Origin of the sequence: Streptomyces sp. NPDC015220, from assembly GCF_043079345.1 — a bacterium.
Classification (GTDB): domain Bacteria; phylum Actinomycetota; class Actinomycetes; order Streptomycetales; family Streptomycetaceae; genus Streptomyces.
This window is the reverse complement of record NZ_JBIBUK010000023.1, coordinates 43,183-59,014: the sequence shown is the minus strand read 5'-3', so window position 1 is coordinate 59,014 and position 15,832 is coordinate 43,183. Positions and strand designations below refer to the sequence as shown.

Here is a 15,832-nt window from a genome sequence, read left to right as displayed (position 1 = left end):
ACCGGCGCCGCCGGGGGTGCGAGGGCGCGGCGGGCGTCCGGCCGCGCGGATGCCCGGACGCGGTGGTACGCGGCGGCCCGCGGCGACGGTGGTCCGCGGCGGCTGTCGGCGACGCACGGCAAGGGGGAGGCCCAGTGAGGCTGCACCGGCTCGAGATCACCGCCTTCGGGCCCTTCGGCGGCTGCCAGAGCGTCGACTTCGACGCGCTGTCGGCCGCCGGACTGTTCCTGCTGCACGGACCGACCGGGGCGGGCAAGACGTCCGTGCTGGACGCCGTGTGCTACGCCCTGTACGGCTCGGTGCCCGGCGCCCGGCAGAGCGGGCAGGGGATCACCCTGCGCAGCGACCACGCCGCGCCGGACGCCCGTACCCAGGTCACCCTGGACCTCACCGTCGCCGGACGCCGGCTGGAGATCACCCGGCAGCCGCCCTGGCAGCGTCCGAAGCGGCGCGGCACCGGCACCACCGTCGACAAGGCGCAGACCTGGCTGCGCGAGTACGACGCGACGACGCGCGCCTGGAAGGACCTCAGCCGCTCCCACCAGGAGATCGGCGAGGAGATCACCCAGCTGCTCGGCATGAGCCGCGAGCAGTTCTGCCAGGTCGTGCTGCTGCCGCAGGGCGACTTCGCCCGCTTCCTGCGCGCGGACGCCGAGGCCCGCGGCAAACTGCTCGGCCGCCTGTTCGACACCCAGCGCTTCGCCGAGGTCGAGAAGCGCCTCGCCGAACGCAGGCGCGCCACCGAGGCCCGGGTGCGCGAGGGCGACGCCGCGCTGCTCGCCGACGCCCACCGCATGCAGCAGGCGGCCGGCCACGCCATGGAACTGCCGGAACTCGCCCCCGGCGAACCAGGACTGGCCGAAGCGGTGCTGACCGCCGCCGCCGTCGCCCGGAGCACCGCGCGTGAGCAGCTGACCGTCGCCCGGTGCCGGCTCGCCGCCGCCGAGACCGCGCAGCGCGACGCGGAGCGCGCCCTGGACGGCGTACGCGAACTGTCCCGGCTGCAGCGGCGGTTCACCGAGGCACGGGAACGCGCCGGGCGTCTGGCGGACCGGGCCGGCGCGCACCGGGAGGCACAGGCGCGGATGGAGCGGGGGCGCAAGGCGGAGACCGTCGCGCCGGCGCTGGAGCTGCGGGAGGCCGCCGACGCCGAACACCGGCGGGCGGCCGCCGCCGAGGCCCGCGCGCGGACGCTGCTGCCGGAGCCCTTCGCCGACGCCGGAGCCGGCGGACTGGCCGCCGCCGCGCGCCGGGCCGCGGAGGAACTGGGCTCGCTGGAGTCGGCTCGCCGCGCGGAGCGGCGTCTGGCCGAACTCCTGGCCGAACGCGCCGACGCGGAGCGGCAGGAGCGCGCCGACGAGGACGTGCTCCAGGAGGCCGAGGGCTGGCTCGCCGGGTGGGAGGCGACCCGCGCGGGACTCCAGGACCGCATCGAGGCGGCACAGCAGGCGGCGGGCCTGGCGGAACAGCTCGCCGTACGGCGTGGACCCGCCCAGGACCGGCTCGCCGCCGCCCGGACCCGGGACCGGCTGACGGAAGAGACGCAGCAGGCGCGGCGCCGCGCCCTCGACTCCGCCGAACGAGCCGCGCGGGCCAAGGAGCACTGGCTCGAACTGAAGGAACAGCGGCTGAACGGCATCGCCGCCGAACTGGCCGCGGGCCTCGCCGACGGCGAGCCCTGCGCGGTCTGCGGGGCCACCGAGCACCCCGCGCCCGCAAGCAGGGTCGCCGGGCACGTCGACCGGGCGACCGAGGAACGCGCCCTGGCCGCGCACCAGGACGCCGAGGAACTGCGCGCCGAGGACGAGCGCCGTCTCGGCGCCGTGCGCGAGGCACTGGCCGCCGCCACCGCCGAGGCGGGCGACGCACCGGCCGCACGACTCGCCGACGAGGTGCGGGACCTCGAGGGACAGCTCGCGCAGGCGCGCCGGGACGCCTCCCTGCTGCACCCGGCGCAGGAGGAACTGCGCGGTGCGGAGCAGGAGCGCGAGCGCCGGCTCGCCGACCGCCGGCAGGCCGAGGTCCGCGCGGCCGCCCGGCTGACCCGCAAGGAGGGCCTGGACCGCGAGGAGGCCGCTCTGGAGGCCGAGCTGGCCGTAGCCCGGGGCACCGCCCACAGCGTCGCCGCACGGGCCGGGCAACTTCAGCGGCAGGCGGCGCTGCTCACCGACGCCGCCGACGCGGCGCGCGCCGCCGAGGAGAGCGCCGAGCGGCTCAAGCACGCCGACGGGCGACTCGCCGAGGCCGCCTTCCGGGCCGGCTTCGACACCCCGCAGGAGGCCGCCGCGGCGCTCCTGGACGACGCCGCCCACCGCGAGCTCCAGCGCCGACTGGACACCTGGCAGGCGGAGGAGGCCGCCGTGCGCGCGGCGCTCGCCGAGACCGACACCGTCGCCGCCGCCCAGCAGGCGCCGGCCGACCTCGCCGCCGCGGAGGACGCCGCGGCCGCCGCCGGCCGGCGGCTGCGCGAGGCCGCCTCCGAACGGGACGCCGCCGCCCGCCGCTGCGCCGACCTCGACCGGCTCTCCGCGAACGCGGCCACCGGCGTCCGACGCCTCGCGCCGTTGCGCGAGGAGTACGACCGGGTGGCCCGGCTCGCGGCCCTCACCGCGGGCACCTCCGCCGACAACGAGCGCCGGATGCGCCTGGAGTCCTACGTCCTGGCGGCCCGCCTGGAACAGGTCGCCGCCGCCGCGACCGTGCGCCTGCTGCGCATGTCGTCCGGCCGCTACACCCTGGTCCACTCCGACGACCGCACCGGCCGCGGCCGAAGCGGCCTGGGGCTGCACGTCGTCGACGCCTGGACCGGCCGGGAACGGGACACGGCGACCCTGTCGGGCGGCGAGACGTTCTTCGCCTCGCTCGCCCTCGCCCTCGGCCTCGCGGACGTCGTCACCGACGAGGCCGGCGGGGTCCGGCTGGACACCCTCTTCATCGACGAGGGCTTCGGCAGCCTCGACGACCAGACCCTCGACGAGGTCCTGGACGTCCTCGACTCGCTGCGCGAACGCGACCGCAGCGTGGGCATCGTCAGTCACGTCGCCGACCTGCGGCGGCGCGTGCACGCGCAACTGGAGCTCGTGAAGGGCCGCTCCGGGTCGACGGTGCGGCAGCGCGGAGCGGCCTGACAGGGCCGTGCCGGGCCCCTGCCGGACCGGACCGCGCCGGGATCCTGGGCGGCCCTATCGGCCGAGGGGGCGCCTCGGCAGGGGAGAGGAGTACACCACGCTCGTGGTCACCGACCCCAGCGCGCCGATCCTGCCGGACACCTCCTCCAGGTGGCGCATGGAGCGCGCGGCGACCTTGATGACGAAGCAGTCGTCGCCCGTCACGTGGTGCGCCTCGAGGATCTCGGGGGTAGCGGCGACCAGGTCGTGGAAGGGCTTGTAGTTGCCGTTCGGATAGCGCAGCCGTACGAAGGCGAGGATCGGCAGTCCCAGCCGGTCCGGGTCCACCACGGCCGCGTACCCCTGGATGACGCCCGCCTCCTCCAGCCGCCGCACCCGTTCGGTGACCGCGCTCGGGGACATCGACACGGCACGTGCGAGTTCGGCGTAGCTGGCCCGGCCCTCCCGCTGGAGGACGTCGAGAATGCGCCAGTCGGTGGCGTCCGGGGAAAACGCGGTCATGGGCGATGGATAGCAGGGGAAACCCCGGCCGATCAAGAGGTGCGCGGTGGATCACCACTTCAGGGCGGCGGTCTTCGACCGTAGATTTCAGGTCGCCGAACCGATCCACGGAAAGGGCCAGACGATGACCTCCCCCGCAGCCACCGCCGCAACAGCCCCCGCCGGGCCCTTCCGGGCCGCCGCGAACCCGGTGCTGCGTGTGCCCCCCGCCGCGCCGGCCGAGGCCGCCGCCCACTTCCGGGCGAGCCTCGCCTTCCACGCGGACGTCTCCGACGTCGCCGCCGCGCTCGCGGCCGGCGGCGACGCCGGGTTCGTCGTGCTGGACTCCCGCTCCACCGAGGCGTGGGACCAGGGGCACGTCCCTGGCGCGGTGCACCTGCCGACCGCCCTGATCCCCGAGCAGGCCGAGGCGCTGCTCGACAGGTCCGTGCCGGTCGTCACCTACTGCTGGGGCCCCGGCTGCGACGGAGCCACCCGCGCCGCCCTCGCCCTCGCCGAACTGGGCTACCGGGTCAAGGAGATGCTCGGCGGCTTCGAGTACTGGGTGCGCGAGGGCTTCGCGTACGAGACCTGGCAGGGCGGCGAGCGCCGCGCGGCCGACCCGCTGACGGCACCGGTCGGGGGCGACGACTGCGGCTGCTGACCCGTCCCGGCCGCGGGAGCCACGGGCGCCGGGCGGGGCGGGCCGAAGGCGGACCCAGGGGAAAGGCGAAGGCGCGTCGGGCGAAGGCGCATCGGGCGGGGACCGGACGCGGGCGGGGCGGTCCGCCGGGCCGCCCCGCCTCCGGGATCACAGCTGGGAGAGCTCGTCCAGCAGGTCGTCCAGCCCCAGCGAACCCTGGGACAGGGCCGCCATGTGCCAGGCCTTCGCGTCGAACGCGTCGCCGTGCCGCTTCCGGGCGTTCTCGCGGCCCAGCAGCCAGGCCCGCTCGCCCAGCTTGTAGCCGATCGCCTGGCCGGGCATCGACAGGTAGCGGATCAGCTCGCTCGCCACGAAGTCCCTCGGCCGGCTGCTGTGCGAGCCGAAGAACTCCAGCGCCAGTTCCGGAGTCCAGCGCTCACCCGGGTGGAACGGCGAGTCCGCCGGGATCTCCAGCTCCAGGTGCATGCCGATGTCGATGATGACGCGGACCGCGCGCATCATCTGCGCGTCCAGGTAACCGAGCCGCCGCTCGGGGTCCGTGAGGAAACCGAGCTCGTCCATCAGGCGCTCCGCGTACAGTGCCCAGCCCTCGGCGTTGGCGCTGACGATGCCCACCGTCGCCTGGTAGCGCGAGAGGTCATCGGCCACGTGCGCCCACTGGGCGAGCTGCAGATGGTGCCCCGGAACGCCCTCGTGGTACCAGGTCGACACCAGGTCGTACACCGGGAAGCGGGTCAGCCCCATGGTCGGCAGCCAGGTCCGGCCCGGCCGCGAGAAGTCCGCGGACGGCGCCGTGTAGTACGGGGCCGCGGCGCCACCGGGCGGCGCGATGCAGGACTCCACCTTCCGTACCCGCTCGGCGAGTTCGAAGTGCGTGCCGTCCAGTGCCTCGATCGCCTCGTCCATCAGGCCCTGCAGCCAGGCGCGGACCTCGTCGACGCCCTCGATGCACGCGCCGTTCTCCTCGAGGTGCGCCAGCGCCACCCACGGCGTCCCGGCCCCGGGCAGGACCTTCTCGGCCTCCTTCTTCATCTCGCCCAGCAGACGGTGGAACTCCGACCAGCCGTAGGCGTACGCCTCGTCGAGGTCCAGGTCCGTTCCGTTGTAGTAGCGGGAGAAGCGCGCGTAGCGTTCCCGGCCGACCGTGTCCGGCGCGCCCTCGACCGCCGGCGCGTACACGTCGCGCATCCAGTCCCGCAGTTCGACGACGGCCGCGGTCGCCAGCCGGGCGGCCGCGTCCAGTTCGCCGCGCAGGGACTGCGGGCCGTCGGCGGCGAAGTCCTCGAACCAGCCGCGGCCCTGGCCGGTGTCCGACCACTCGGTGAGCTGTTCGACGAAGGTGGCCGTCGGCCGCGCTCCCGCGTACAGCTTGCGCTCCAGGCCGAGCGCCAGCGACTCGCGGTAGCCGCCCAGCGCGGCCGGGACGGCGCGCAGCCGTTCGGCGACCGCCGCCCAGTCCTCGTCCGTGTCGGTGGGGGTGATGGTGAAGGCCTCGCGCACCGAGTGCACCGGGCTGTGGATGTTGCTCACCGCCCGCAGGGACTCGTCGGCCTCGTGCACGGCGAGTTCGGCGGTCAGTCGCTCGCGCAGCAGACGGGCGCACCGGCGTTCGATGTCGGTGTCGGCACCGGGCAGGCGCTCCGCCTCCGTCAGCCGGGCCAGCGTCGTGCGCGCCAGCTCCGCGAGCGCCTCCTGGCCGGCGGGCGAGGTGTCGGGCAGCCGGCTGGAACTCTCCTTCACGCCGAGGTACGTGCCGGTGATCGGATCGAGGGCGATGAGCTCGTCGACGTACGCGTCGGCGACCTGACGGGGCAGCGGGCTATTGGTCTGAGACATGCGGACCATACTCGTACGCCGACGCCGCCCGCGTCAGCCCGGTTACCGGACCCCGGGCGGCGTTCCGTCCGATATGCGGTCCTGTTTCGCGGAGAGCGTTCCCGTCTCCGCGCCGGGCGGCAGCAGCGGTCCGCACTCCCACTGCTGGAAGATCAGCCGGGTCTCCACCCGCGCCACCTCGCGGCGCGCGGTGAACTCGTCCAGCACCAGCCGCTGCAGATCAGCCATGTCGGCGACCGCCACATGGACGAGGTAGTCCTCCGGACCGGTCAGGTGGAACACGGTCCGCGACTCCGGCAGTGCCCGGATCCGCTCCACGAACGGACCCACCAGCTCCCGTCGGTGCGGCCTGACCTGGACCGACAGCAACGCCTCCAGCCCCCGGCCCAGCTTGGCCGGATCGAGCCGCAGCTGATGGCCGAGGACCACGCCCGAGCGGCGCAGCCGGGCCACCCGGTCCAGACAGGTCGACGGCGCGACCCCGACCTGCGCGGCGAGATCGCGGTAGGTGGTCCGGGCGTCGTTCTGAAGCAGCCGCAGCAGATGGAGGTCCACCGGGTCCAGTACGACAGATTCCGCCATGCGCCGAACGTAGCACGGAGTTCCGGCCGCCCGGCCCGTTCGCTGTTCACCCTTCGGTCATGGACACGCCCTTGGACTCAGCGAGCACGTCCGCGTACGACGACGTACGCCCCGCCCCCAGAGCACTGGCCACCGAAGCGGTGCACGCCGGCCGTGAGGACCTCGCCCGGCAGGGGCTGCACGCCCCGCCGATCGACCTGTCCACCACCTACCCCTCCCGCGACAGCCGGGCCGAGGCCGCCCGCATCGACGCCTTCGCCGCCGACGGCGCCGAACTCGACGGCCCACCGGTCTACGGGCGGCTCGGCAACCCGACCGTCGCCCGCTTCGAGACCGCGCTGGCCCGGCTGGAGGGCACCGGATCCGCGGTCGCCTTCGCCAGCGGCATGGCCGCGCTCAGCGCGGTCCTCCTCGTGCGCGCCTCGATGGGCCTGCGGCACGTCGTGGCCGTCCGCCCCCTGTACGGCTGCAGCGACCACCTGCTGACCGCCGGGCTGCTGGGCAGCGAGGTGACCTGGACCGACCCGGCCGGGATCGCCGACGCGCTGCGCCCGGACACCGGCCTGGTGATGGTGGAGTCCCCGGCCAACCCGACGCTGGCCGAGGTGGACCTGCGAGCCGTCGCCCACGCCTGCGGCTCGGTGCCGCTGCTCGCCGACAACACCTTCGCCACCCCCGTGCTGCAGCGCCCGGCCGAAGCCGGCGCCCGGCTGGTGCTGCACAGCGCCACCAAGTACCTGGGCGGGCACGGGGACGTGATGGCCGGTGTGGTGGCCTGCGACGAGGAACTCGCCGGGCGGCTGCGGCAGGTGCGGTTCGCCACCGGCGGGGTCCTGCACCCGCTCGCCGGCTACCTGCTGCTGCGCGGCCTGTCCACGCTGCCGGTGCGGGTGCGCGCCGCCTCGGCCACCGCGGCGGAGCTGGCCACCAGGCTGGCGGCCGACCCGCGCGTCGCCCGGGTGCACTACCCGCGGATCGGCGGCGCGATGGTCGCCTTCGAGGTGCACGGCGACCCGCACGCCGTCATCGGCGGGGTCCGCCTGATCACGCCGGCCGTGAGCCTCGGCAGCGTCGACACGCTGATCCAGCACCCCGCCTCCATCAGCCACCGCATCGTGGACGCGGATGACCGGCGGGGCGCCGGGGTGAGCGACCGGCTGCTGCGCATGTCGGTCGGTCTGGAGGACGTCGAGGACCTGTGGGCCGACCTGGACACGGCCCTGGGCAGGCTCCGGCCGGGAACACCCGACGTGAAGGGCCTGCACGAGGCGCTGAACTGAGCGGGCCCACCGGCCCACCGTCCTGCCGGTCCGCCGTCCTGCCGGTCCGCCGTCCTGCTGGTCCGGCGGGCGATCCGCCGTCCGTCGGACCAGGAAGCTCTGGGGCCGCCGGACTTCCGCCGGTCCGGACCGCCGTCCTGCCTGTCCGGCTGTCCACGGGCCCGGCTGTGCGTCGGCCCACCGGTCCGGCGGGTCTCCCGGCCCGCCGTCCACCCGTTCGGCTGTCCGTCGGCCCACCGGCCCGCCGTCCCGGCCGAACTCCCGGCCCTCCGGAACGGCGGACAGCCGGACCGGTGGACTTCCACCATTCGGGGCGGGCCGGAGGTCAGTCGCGCAGGGCGGAGCCGTCGTACTCCCGGCGGTGGCCGTCCTGCGGCGGCCGCGAGTGTGCCGGGTGCTTGTCCAGGCGGGCCGTGATCACCAGGGTGCCTTCCTCGATCTGGTAGTCGAGCGGGAGGCCGAGACCGCGCATGGCGGCGACCATGCCGGTGTTCGACGCCTGCGTCACGGCGTACACGCTCGCGCAGCCCGCCTCGACGGCCATCGCCACCAGGCGGCTCAACAGTTCGGCGCCGATGCCACGCTGCTGCCACTCGTCCTCGACGAGGAGCGCGACCTCCGTCTCGTCGCCGTCCCACAGCAGATGGCCGAGGCCGACGATCCGGCCCGACGCGGTCTGCGCGGCGAGGGTCCGCCCGAAGCGCGGGCTGAGCAGGTGGTTCAGATAGCGGTCGGCGTCGCCGACCGGTCCGTGATAGCGCCGGCCCAGCGTCCGGGCCGAGCACCGGTCGTGCATCCGCCTGGCCGCGGGCAGGTCGCTGGTGTCGGCCCGGCGCACGGTGATCGCGCTGCCCTCGGGCAGCGTCAGCACGTCCTGTCCCCGCGGAATACGCGGTCCGAGCCGGGCGTCCAGCTCCACCAGCGCCCGGGCCCGGGCGAACTCGGTGGGTGTGAACGGCAGATGGGGCCGCTCGACGGTGATCACACCGCCCTCCGGCGCCCGCAGCCGCAGCACCGTGTCCTCCAGCACCCCCTCCGCAGGCACCTCCTCGGCCCCGTGGCCACCGCCCGCCGGCCGGTCCGGGAGGGAACGGATAGTGCACCGCCCCAGCAACTGCCGGAGTGCCAAGGGGAGCTCTGCCGCGTCCAGTGCCGTGCGCGCCGCCAGGCCCAGGACCCGGGTGGGCGCGTCCACCAGATCGTGCGCGTCGGCACGTTCGATCCACGTGTCCAAGCCACCGGCCGAGGCCACCGCGCGGGTCACCTCCGACGCCTCGGTCCCGCCGGGCGCGCGCAGCAGGAACTCGTCCACCGTGCCCGCGGCCAGCGGGTGCGTCTGCAGGCTGAGGATGTCGACGTGCCGGGTGGCCAGTGCCGCGCAGAGCGCGGCCAGCGACCCCGGCTCGTCCTTCACCGTCGTCCGCAGCCGCCACAGCGAGCTGGGCACCGGCACCGAGTCGGGTGCCGCCGGCGCGGCGACGGACGGCCCGGCCTGCCGCCGTTCGGCGGCGGGCGGCCGGGCACCGGTATCCTCCGCCGGGGGCGCGTGGCCGTGGCGCCGTGCCCACCAGGTGTGGAACGCCGTCGTCGCGATCAGCGCCAGTGCCGAGACCAGCAGCAGGGCCGGCCCGTCCGGGCCATGGCCGATCAGGTTCGCCACGCCGTCCGCCACCGCCACCGCCGTGAACAGCGCGGCAAGTTCGATCACGTCCCGCCGCCAGTGGTGCACCGGGCGACCGTGCTTCGTCCGTGTCACATCAGACATTTCCCGAGTCATACCGTCACTGTGGAGGAACGGTGTTGCCTGATCGCGAACGCCCTGTGACTTACTGGTAAAGCGTCGATCCGCCCCGTTGAACCGGTTTGGTGCGGTGTGCGGTGTGCGGTGTGCGGTGTGCGACGGCCGCGCCGGTCGGAGTGCGCCGCGGGAGCGACCGGCGGCCGGGCGCTCGACGTCAGGTCATGCGGCCACCTCCGCCGTCAGCGTGCCCCGCAGCCGGCGGGCCTCCGCGACCAGGCGTGACGAGCCGGGCCGGTCGGCCGTCACCGCCAGGTGCGGCAACTCGCCCCGGGCGCCGCATCGTTCCGCGCACTCCGCCGCCACCGCCAGCAGATCACCCAGCCCGCGCACCGGCCCGGCCGGGCCGCCGGCCGTGAGATCGGCGAGCAGAGCGGGCAGCAGGTGACTGAGCAGCCCCCAGAGGGTGGCGTTCGCCCCGGTGGCCGCCGCCGTGCGCAGCGACTCCGCGAGACGCAGCGGCTTCACGGCGCCCGACCGCACCAGCTGCCCCAGGTCCGTGCCCAGGCGGGCGGCGTCCAGCTGCCCGCGTGCCGCCAGGACCAGCAGCGCGTCCACGGCGGCCAGCCGGTCCTCCGGGTGCCGCGCGCCGAGCCCGTACGCCAGGCCCAGGTGCGTCGACTCGCCCGCCGCGCCGCCGGACTCGGCGAGCAGCGGCAGGACGGAGGCCACGCCCCGGACTCCGTCCACGGCGGCGGTGGACAGGTCGCGCAGCAGCCGCACGGAGACCAGCTCACGCCGTTCGGGGACCATGGTCGGCCAGTGCGCCTTCAGGGAGGTGCTCCAGTGGTAGCAGTACTGGCTCTCCCCGAACGCGCTCGTCGGCCGGCCCAGCGCCCGGAGGACGGCCGGGAAGTCCTCCTGCAGCTCCGGCAGTTCGCCGGCCTCGGCGAGTATCCGGGGCCCCGACGTCCGCCGGCGGATCGCGGGCAGCGCCGGCTCCCCGGCGGTCAGCCACCGGGCCAGGCGTGCGCCCTCCGCGGTGCCGAGGGCCGCCGCCCGCTCCGCCGCCGCCGTGGCCGCGGCACGGTCCTCGCGCCCCACCCGCAGCAGCGCCTGGGCGAAGTCGATCGCGGCCGCACGGACGCCCAGGCGTCGGTAGGCGTCGAGGCGCGTCACCAGTTCGTCCGGCTCCAGCAGGCCGGTGCTCCAGGTGGGCGTGGCGAGCAGGAACGGCAGCGGCTCGGTGCGTATCCGGTGGGCGACCTCCCACAGCCGGGCGTCGAAGACGTGGGCGAGCGCTTCGTGCGCGCAGGTTCTGGCGGGTGTGCCCCGCTGGAGCGCGGAGTGGAGCGTGGCGGTGCGCGTTCTGCTCCACAGCGTCGCCAGAATGAGGTCCAGGCCGTCGGCCGCGCCCGTCATGCCGTGGCGGCGGCTGCCGTAGTGGTGGTCCGCGTCGAACGGGTACGCCGGGCGGTCCTCGGCCCACCAGCGCCTGCCGACCACGGGACGCAGGGCCTCCAGCAGCGGCTCCCGGTCGGCGTACGCGTGACGGACCAGCCCGTCCAGGGTTCGTTCGAAAGTGGCCGGGTCCGCCTCCGCCGCCAGCGCGGCTCCCACCTCCTCGGCGAGTTCGGTCACCGAGGCCGGGGCCGGTGCGAGACGCAGCGGTCGTGGCACCGGCGGAAGGACCTCTTCGTGGACGGCCGGCCCGGCCGGTGCCGCGCCCAGGGTGCCCACCGCCCGAGCGCGCAGCGCGGGCCCCAACAGCTCCGCCGCGGTGTGCAGTTCCGCCCGCGCCTCGGTGGACCGGACCTTCTTCACATGCCGTTCCACGAGCTTCAACGCCCGCTCCCGCACGTCCGCGTCCTCGTGCCCGAAGGCCTGGGCGACGGCGGGCAGCAGCTCGTCCGCCGCGCCCCTGTCCCGGGCGAGCGCCTTTCCCACCAGGACGAGCTGCGCCCGCACCAGCTTGCGTTCCGGCCGGAACAGCACCGCCTCGGACATCTCGGCCAGCCGGCGGTGCGGCAGCTCGCCGTCCAGGGCGAGCGCCCCCAGCACGGACTGCGCGTAGGAGGCCACCACGGACACCCCGTCCGAGGCCAGCGCCAGCCAGTCGGCGATACGCTCCCGCTGTTCCTCGCGCGCCGGATCCAGGGACTTCAGCACACGCAGGAACGCCCGCTGGTCGGCGGCCCGGCCGCCCCGCAGCAGACGGGCCACGCAGGCGTCGACCGTCGCCCCGCGGTCGAGGGCGCCCTCGGCGGTGAGCCGGGCGAGCGCTTCGTGCCAGCTGTTCGGCCCCTCGCCCGCTCCCCCCTCCAGCAGACCGCCGATGTCGTCGGTCACGAAGAGCGCAGCCACCAGGTCCGTGAGGTACGGGTCCTTGCGCAGCCGGTCGAACACGGAGTCGCCGAGCTGCCAGGTGCCGCGGATGTGCCGCACCCAGCCGTGCACGTAGGCATCGGTCGTCGGCACCGGGCAGCCGGCCAGCCGCACCAGTCCGGCCATCAGCCCGTAAGGCACCGCCGCGCCGGGGGGCCGCTGTGCGATGCGGTGCGCCACATCGGCGAGCCAGCCGGGCTCGCGGTCGCCGAGAACGTGCAGGACGAGCCCGGGGGAGATCCCCGACCAGCGCATGTCGGCCGCCGCGAGCCAGCTCGCCGCACCCGCCGCGCCGGTCTGGCAGGCCGTCCCGGCCACGTGCAGCGCCGGATAGGCCCGGCGGGAGTCCGCGTCCCACCGCGCCGCCCGGAGCTCCTTGCGCAGAGCCTTCAACGCGGGGAACTCCGCCCGCCGTTCGGCGTCGGTCATCCCGTCCAGGAGATTCACGGCCTCGGCCGTCCGTCCGGCCCGTACCGCTTCCAGCAGCTCACTCATCGCACACCCCCGGCGACCCGCGCTTCGTACCGCTCCACGGCGACGGTTCCCCGCCGCACCATCCGCACCGCCAGCGCGTGCTTGCACGGCCCGCGCCCGCCCCGGTACCGCGCCCACCACAGGCAACTGCAGCTGAGCACCCCGTCCTCCTCGCGCACCCGGTGCGCGTGCCCGTCCTCTGCCGTGACCGTGGCCAGGGCTCCGTCCAACGCCACGGCCCCCGAGTCGGCCAGGACACGGGCGGACCGCAACCGAGGATTGTGCCGCTCGGCGCGATCGGCGTCGTAGGGCAGCTCCCGGTGGAAGTAGGCGGCCTCCGCGGTGTCGTACCCGACGCGGCCCGAGGTGCCCAGCCGGACCAGCGCCGCGCGGACCCGCTCCGGGCCGAGTCCGGAGGCGGCGCCGAGGTCGGCGACGTCGACGCGGGGCTCCCAGGCCAGCAGCACCGAGATCAGCTCCGCGTCCTGGGCCGCCTCGTCGGTGGCCAGCGCGTCCAGCACCCCGCCCTCACCGGAGAACCCGCGCGAGGCGTCGGGCGACAGCGTCAGCGTCAGCCGCATCCCGGGCAGGACGGCCTCCCAGGCACTGGCCGACGCGGCGGCGTCCGCGACCGCGGGCCCGTAGACCCGCAGCGCCGTCGCATGCCGAAGCACCCGCTGGAGTGCGGCCAGCCGTTCGGGACCCGGCAGGCACACCGCGCCGGGCACCGGCCGCACCGTCGGCCGCAGCCCGCGTCCGGCCGGCACCACCCAGCGTGGGCCGCTCCCGGCGCCCCGCTGCCCGCCGCGCGGCAGCGACCGCAGGAACCGCACGGCCTCGGCCGCCGGCAGTTCGGCCCGCAGATCGAAGCCGGCCGCTATGACCTGGGCCTCCGCGAAGCCGCGCAGCCACCGGTCCGGCAGCGGCACCTTCTTCTCCACCACCGGCCCGTCCGTCGTGGTGACGGCCAGCTCCTCGGGCCCGACCCGCAGGTGCAGCGGGTCGTGGGCGCCGATCCGGGACAGCGCCTCGCGCAGCGGGTTGTTCACGTCGACATTGGTCGTGCCGTGCCCCACCTCGCCACCGTCGAGGCCGGACCGCAGCACGTCCAGGCGCGCGTACACCCCGCAGCAGCCGGAGAAGGACTCGAAGCGCAGCCGGTCGCCGTTGCCGGTCACCACCGGGTCGAGGGAGGCGCGCAGCTGGGGCTGGTAGTAGCGGGCCGCCGCCACGTCGGCCACCGCCAGCAGTCCGGCCGCGGCCGCCCGCGGGGTCGTCAGGAACCCGGAGAAGAAGCGCGGGTGGTCCTCGACACCCGCCGGGGTGGCACCCCGCGACGTCTCCAGTCCCAGCCGGCGTCCGTCCGCGGCGGACTCCAGCACGGAGGGTCGGCAATAGGTCACGGCCTGCAAGGATCGCGTCATGGGAAAACCGTAGAGGCGACCACTGACAATGGCTCCGGCCTGCGGAAACGCTGGGATCCTCGGCCAGTTGGGAGTGTCGGTGCGACGGTGCCGCGCACCGGGGGATGACGCCGGTGCGCGGCACAGGAGAAGAGAGTACGGGAGTTACTGCCCGACCCGCCCCGGCTGAAGCACCTGGGTGAACAGCACCGTGCCGTCCTGCTCGCGCAGCCGGACCGTCAGTTCACCGCTGCCGCCGTCGATGTCGACCTCGCCGAAGAACTGGTAGCCCTCGGCCGGCGAGACGTTCGACGTGGTCGGCGCCTTGACGAAGACCCGGTCCGGCCCGAACGTGCCGTCGAGGGCGCTGGCCGGGAAGGCGCCCGCGTTGAGCGGGCCCGAGACGAACTCCCAGAACGGCTCGAAGTCCTTGAACGCCGCCCGCGCCGGGTCGTAGTGCTGGGCCGAGGTGTGGTGGACGTCGGCCGTCAGCCACACCGTGCCGGTGATCCGCCGGTGCTTGACGAACCGCAGCAGCTCGGCGATCTGCAGCTCGCGGCCGAGCGGCGCGCCGGGGTCGCCCTGCGCGACGGCCTCGAAGTTCGCCTTCCCCTCCACCCCGTCGGGCACGACCAGCCCGAGCGGCATGTCGGCCGCGACGACCTTCCACACCGCGCGCGAGCGGGCCAGTTCGCGCTTGAGCCACTCCAGCTGCTCACGGCCGAGGATGCCCTGCGGGTCGGTGGTCTGGTCGTCGGGCGAGTTGGCGTTGCGGTAGGTCCGCATGTCGAGCACGAACACGTCGAGCAGCGGGCCGTGGTGGTGCACGCGGTAGATCCGCCCGTCCGGGCGGCCGCTGACCGTGGAGACCGGGAAGTACTCCGAGAAGGCCCGCCGGGCCCGCAGCGCCAGGTCGTCGAGCCTGGTACCGGCCGGGTAGGGCGTGCCCGCGCCGATGACCTCGCCGGGGTACCAGTTGTTGCGGACCTCGTGGTCGTCCCACTGGACGATGTTCGGCACCTGCGCGTTGAACCGGCGCAGCGCGCCGTCCAGCAGGTTGTAGCGGAAGTTCCCGCGGTAGTCGGCCAGCGAGACCGCGACGTGCGACTTCTCCTCGGTGGTGACGTTCCGGTAGAGGCTGCCGTCGGCGAGCGTGGCGGTGGCCTGGATCGGGCCGTCGGCGTAGATGTTGTCGCCGCTGCACAGGAAGAAGTCCGGGTCCAGCTTCGCCATGGCGTCGAAGATCCGGTAGCCGCCGATCGACTCGTTGATGCCCCAGCCCTGCCCGGCCAGGTCGCCGGACCAGACGAACCGCACGCCCTGACGCCGGCGCCCGGGCGCGGTGCGGAAGGTTCCGTGGGCGGGCTCGCCGGTGCGGCGCGGATCGTCCGGGTCGGCGAGGAGCACCCGGTAGTGGATCTGCTCGCCCGCCGGGAGCCCGTGCAGCCGGGTCGTGCCCGTGAAGTCCGTGTCCGCGCCGAGCAGCGGCCCGTGCCATCGGCGGGGGTTGCGGAACGACTCGGTGGCGGACGTCTCGACGATCATCCGCGCCGGACGGTCGGCCCGTACCCACACCAGACCCGAGTCGGAGGTCACGTCCCCCGCCTGCGTGCCCCAGCCCGCCCGGGGGCGGCCCGACAGGGCGAGCGCCGGGGCGGCGCCGAGCGCGCCGGGCAGTGTCAGGGCCGCCGACGCGGCCAGCGAGCCGCGCAGAACGCTGCGGCGGCCCGGGAAGGGACGGTTGGACATGGCTGCGCCTCCAGGGACGGGATTCGGCCAGTGTTCGGTCCCACACCTACTGGTGCGGTGCGGCGCGCACGGAAACCACGGGTGAACAACCGGCCGCACGGGCCGCGCCGACC

Annotated in this window: 10 protein-coding genes; 3 read left to right on the top strand and 7 right to left on the bottom strand. The window is 75.1% G+C overall.

Annotation, left to right across the window (positions count from 1 at the left end):
- Positions 1–134 precede the first annotated feature (134 nt).
- Entirely contained in the window at positions 135–3,128 is a 2,994-nt protein-coding gene (locus tag ACF061_RS31845; RefSeq protein WP_392270465.1) for an AAA family ATPase, read from the top strand.
- A gap of 54 nt (positions 3,129–3,182) precedes the next feature.
- Here ACF061_RS31845 and ACF061_RS31840 read toward each other — a convergent pair whose 3' ends face one another.
- Positions 3,183–3,629 (bottom strand): Lrp/AsnC family transcriptional regulator, encoded by a 447-nt coding sequence (locus tag ACF061_RS31840; protein ID WP_392270464.1) that lies wholly within the window; start codon positions 3,627–3,629, stop codon positions 3,183–3,185.
- 124 nt (positions 3,630–3,753) lie between these two features.
- Here ACF061_RS31840 and ACF061_RS31835 point away from each other — a divergent pair, with 124 nt between their 5' ends.
- On the top strand, positions 3,754–4,272 hold the full coding sequence (locus ACF061_RS31835; protein ID WP_392270527.1) for a rhodanese-like domain-containing protein: 519 nt from the start codon (positions 3,754–3,756) through the stop codon (positions 4,270–4,272).
- Between the two features lie 147 nt (positions 4,273–4,419).
- Here the strand turns inward: ACF061_RS31835 and ACF061_RS31830 are convergent, their stop codons facing one another.
- The gene (locus tag ACF061_RS31830; protein ID WP_392270463.1) at positions 4,420–6,108 is read right to left on the bottom strand and encodes a DUF885 domain-containing protein; all 1,689 of its coding nucleotides are present in this window, start codon (positions 6,106–6,108) and stop codon (positions 4,420–4,422) included.
- Positions 6,109–6,150: 42 nt separating this feature from the next.
- Positions 6,151–6,690, bottom strand: a complete 540-nt coding sequence (locus ACF061_RS31825) for an Lrp/AsnC family transcriptional regulator (protein WP_392270462.1) — start codon at positions 6,688–6,690, stop codon at positions 6,151–6,153.
- Positions 6,691–6,761: 71 nt separating this feature from the next.
- Between ACF061_RS31825 and ACF061_RS31820 the strand changes: the two genes are divergently transcribed.
- On the top strand, positions 6,762–7,970 hold the full coding sequence (locus tag ACF061_RS31820) for a trans-sulfuration enzyme family protein (RefSeq protein WP_392270526.1): 1,209 nt from the start codon (positions 6,762–6,764) through the stop codon (positions 7,968–7,970).
- Between the two features lie 325 nt (positions 7,971–8,295).
- Here the strand turns inward: ACF061_RS31820 and ACF061_RS31815 are convergent, their stop codons facing one another.
- The 4 genes from ACF061_RS31815 to ACF061_RS31800 all read right to left on the bottom strand — a co-directional run bounded on the left by ACF061_RS31815 (position 8,296) and on the right by ACF061_RS31800 (position 15,719).
- Positions 8,296–9,735 (bottom strand): GNAT family N-acetyltransferase, encoded by a 1,440-nt coding sequence (locus ACF061_RS31815; protein WP_392270461.1) that lies wholly within the window; start codon positions 9,733–9,735, stop codon positions 8,296–8,298.
- A 195-nt stretch (positions 9,736–9,930) separates the two neighbouring features.
- On the bottom strand, positions 9,931–12,588 hold the full coding sequence (locus ACF061_RS31810) for a DUF6493 family protein (protein ID WP_392270460.1): 2,658 nt from the start codon (positions 12,586–12,588) through the stop codon (positions 9,931–9,933).
- A complete protein-coding gene (locus ACF061_RS31805; RefSeq protein WP_392270459.1) occupies positions 12,585–13,991 on the bottom strand; it encodes an SWIM zinc finger family protein in 1,407 nt (468 codons plus the stop codon). The genes ACF061_RS31810 and ACF061_RS31805 overlap by 4 nt, the downstream gene beginning before the upstream one ends.
- A 144-nt stretch (positions 13,992–14,135) precedes the next feature.
- A complete protein-coding gene (locus ACF061_RS31800) occupies positions 14,136–15,719 on the bottom strand; it encodes an alkaline phosphatase D family protein (RefSeq protein ID WP_392270458.1) in 1,584 nt (527 codons plus the stop codon).
- Positions 15,720–15,832 lie beyond the last annotated feature (113 nt).

Coding starts and splice junctions, on each gene's coding strand:
- ACF061_RS31835 (WP_392270527.1), top strand. CDS start 3,754: ATGACCTCCCCCGCAGCCACCGCCGCAACAGCCCCCGCCGGGCCCTTC.
- ACF061_RS31810 (WP_392270460.1), bottom strand. CDS start 12,588: ATGAGTGAGCTGCTGGAAGCGGTACGGGCCGGACGGACGGCCGAGGCC.
- ACF061_RS31800 (WP_392270458.1), bottom strand. CDS start 15,719: ATGTCCAACCGTCCCTTCCCGGGCCGCCGCAGCGTTCTGCGCGGCTCG.
- ACF061_RS31815 (WP_392270461.1), bottom strand. CDS start 9,735: ATGTCTGATGTGACACGGACGAAGCACGGTCGCCCGGTGCACCACTGG.
- ACF061_RS31830 (WP_392270463.1), bottom strand. CDS start 6,108: ATGTCTCAGACCAATAGCCCGCTGCCCCGTCAGGTCGCCGACGCGTAC.
- ACF061_RS31825 (WP_392270462.1), bottom strand. CDS start 6,690: ATGGCGGAATCTGTCGTACTGGACCCGGTGGACCTCCATCTGCTGCGG.
- ACF061_RS31805 (WP_392270459.1), bottom strand. CDS start 13,991: ATGACGCGATCCTTGCAGGCCGTGACCTATTGCCGACCCTCCGTGCTG.
- ACF061_RS31840 (WP_392270464.1), bottom strand. CDS start 3,629: ATGACCGCGTTTTCCCCGGACGCCACCGACTGGCGCATTCTCGACGTC.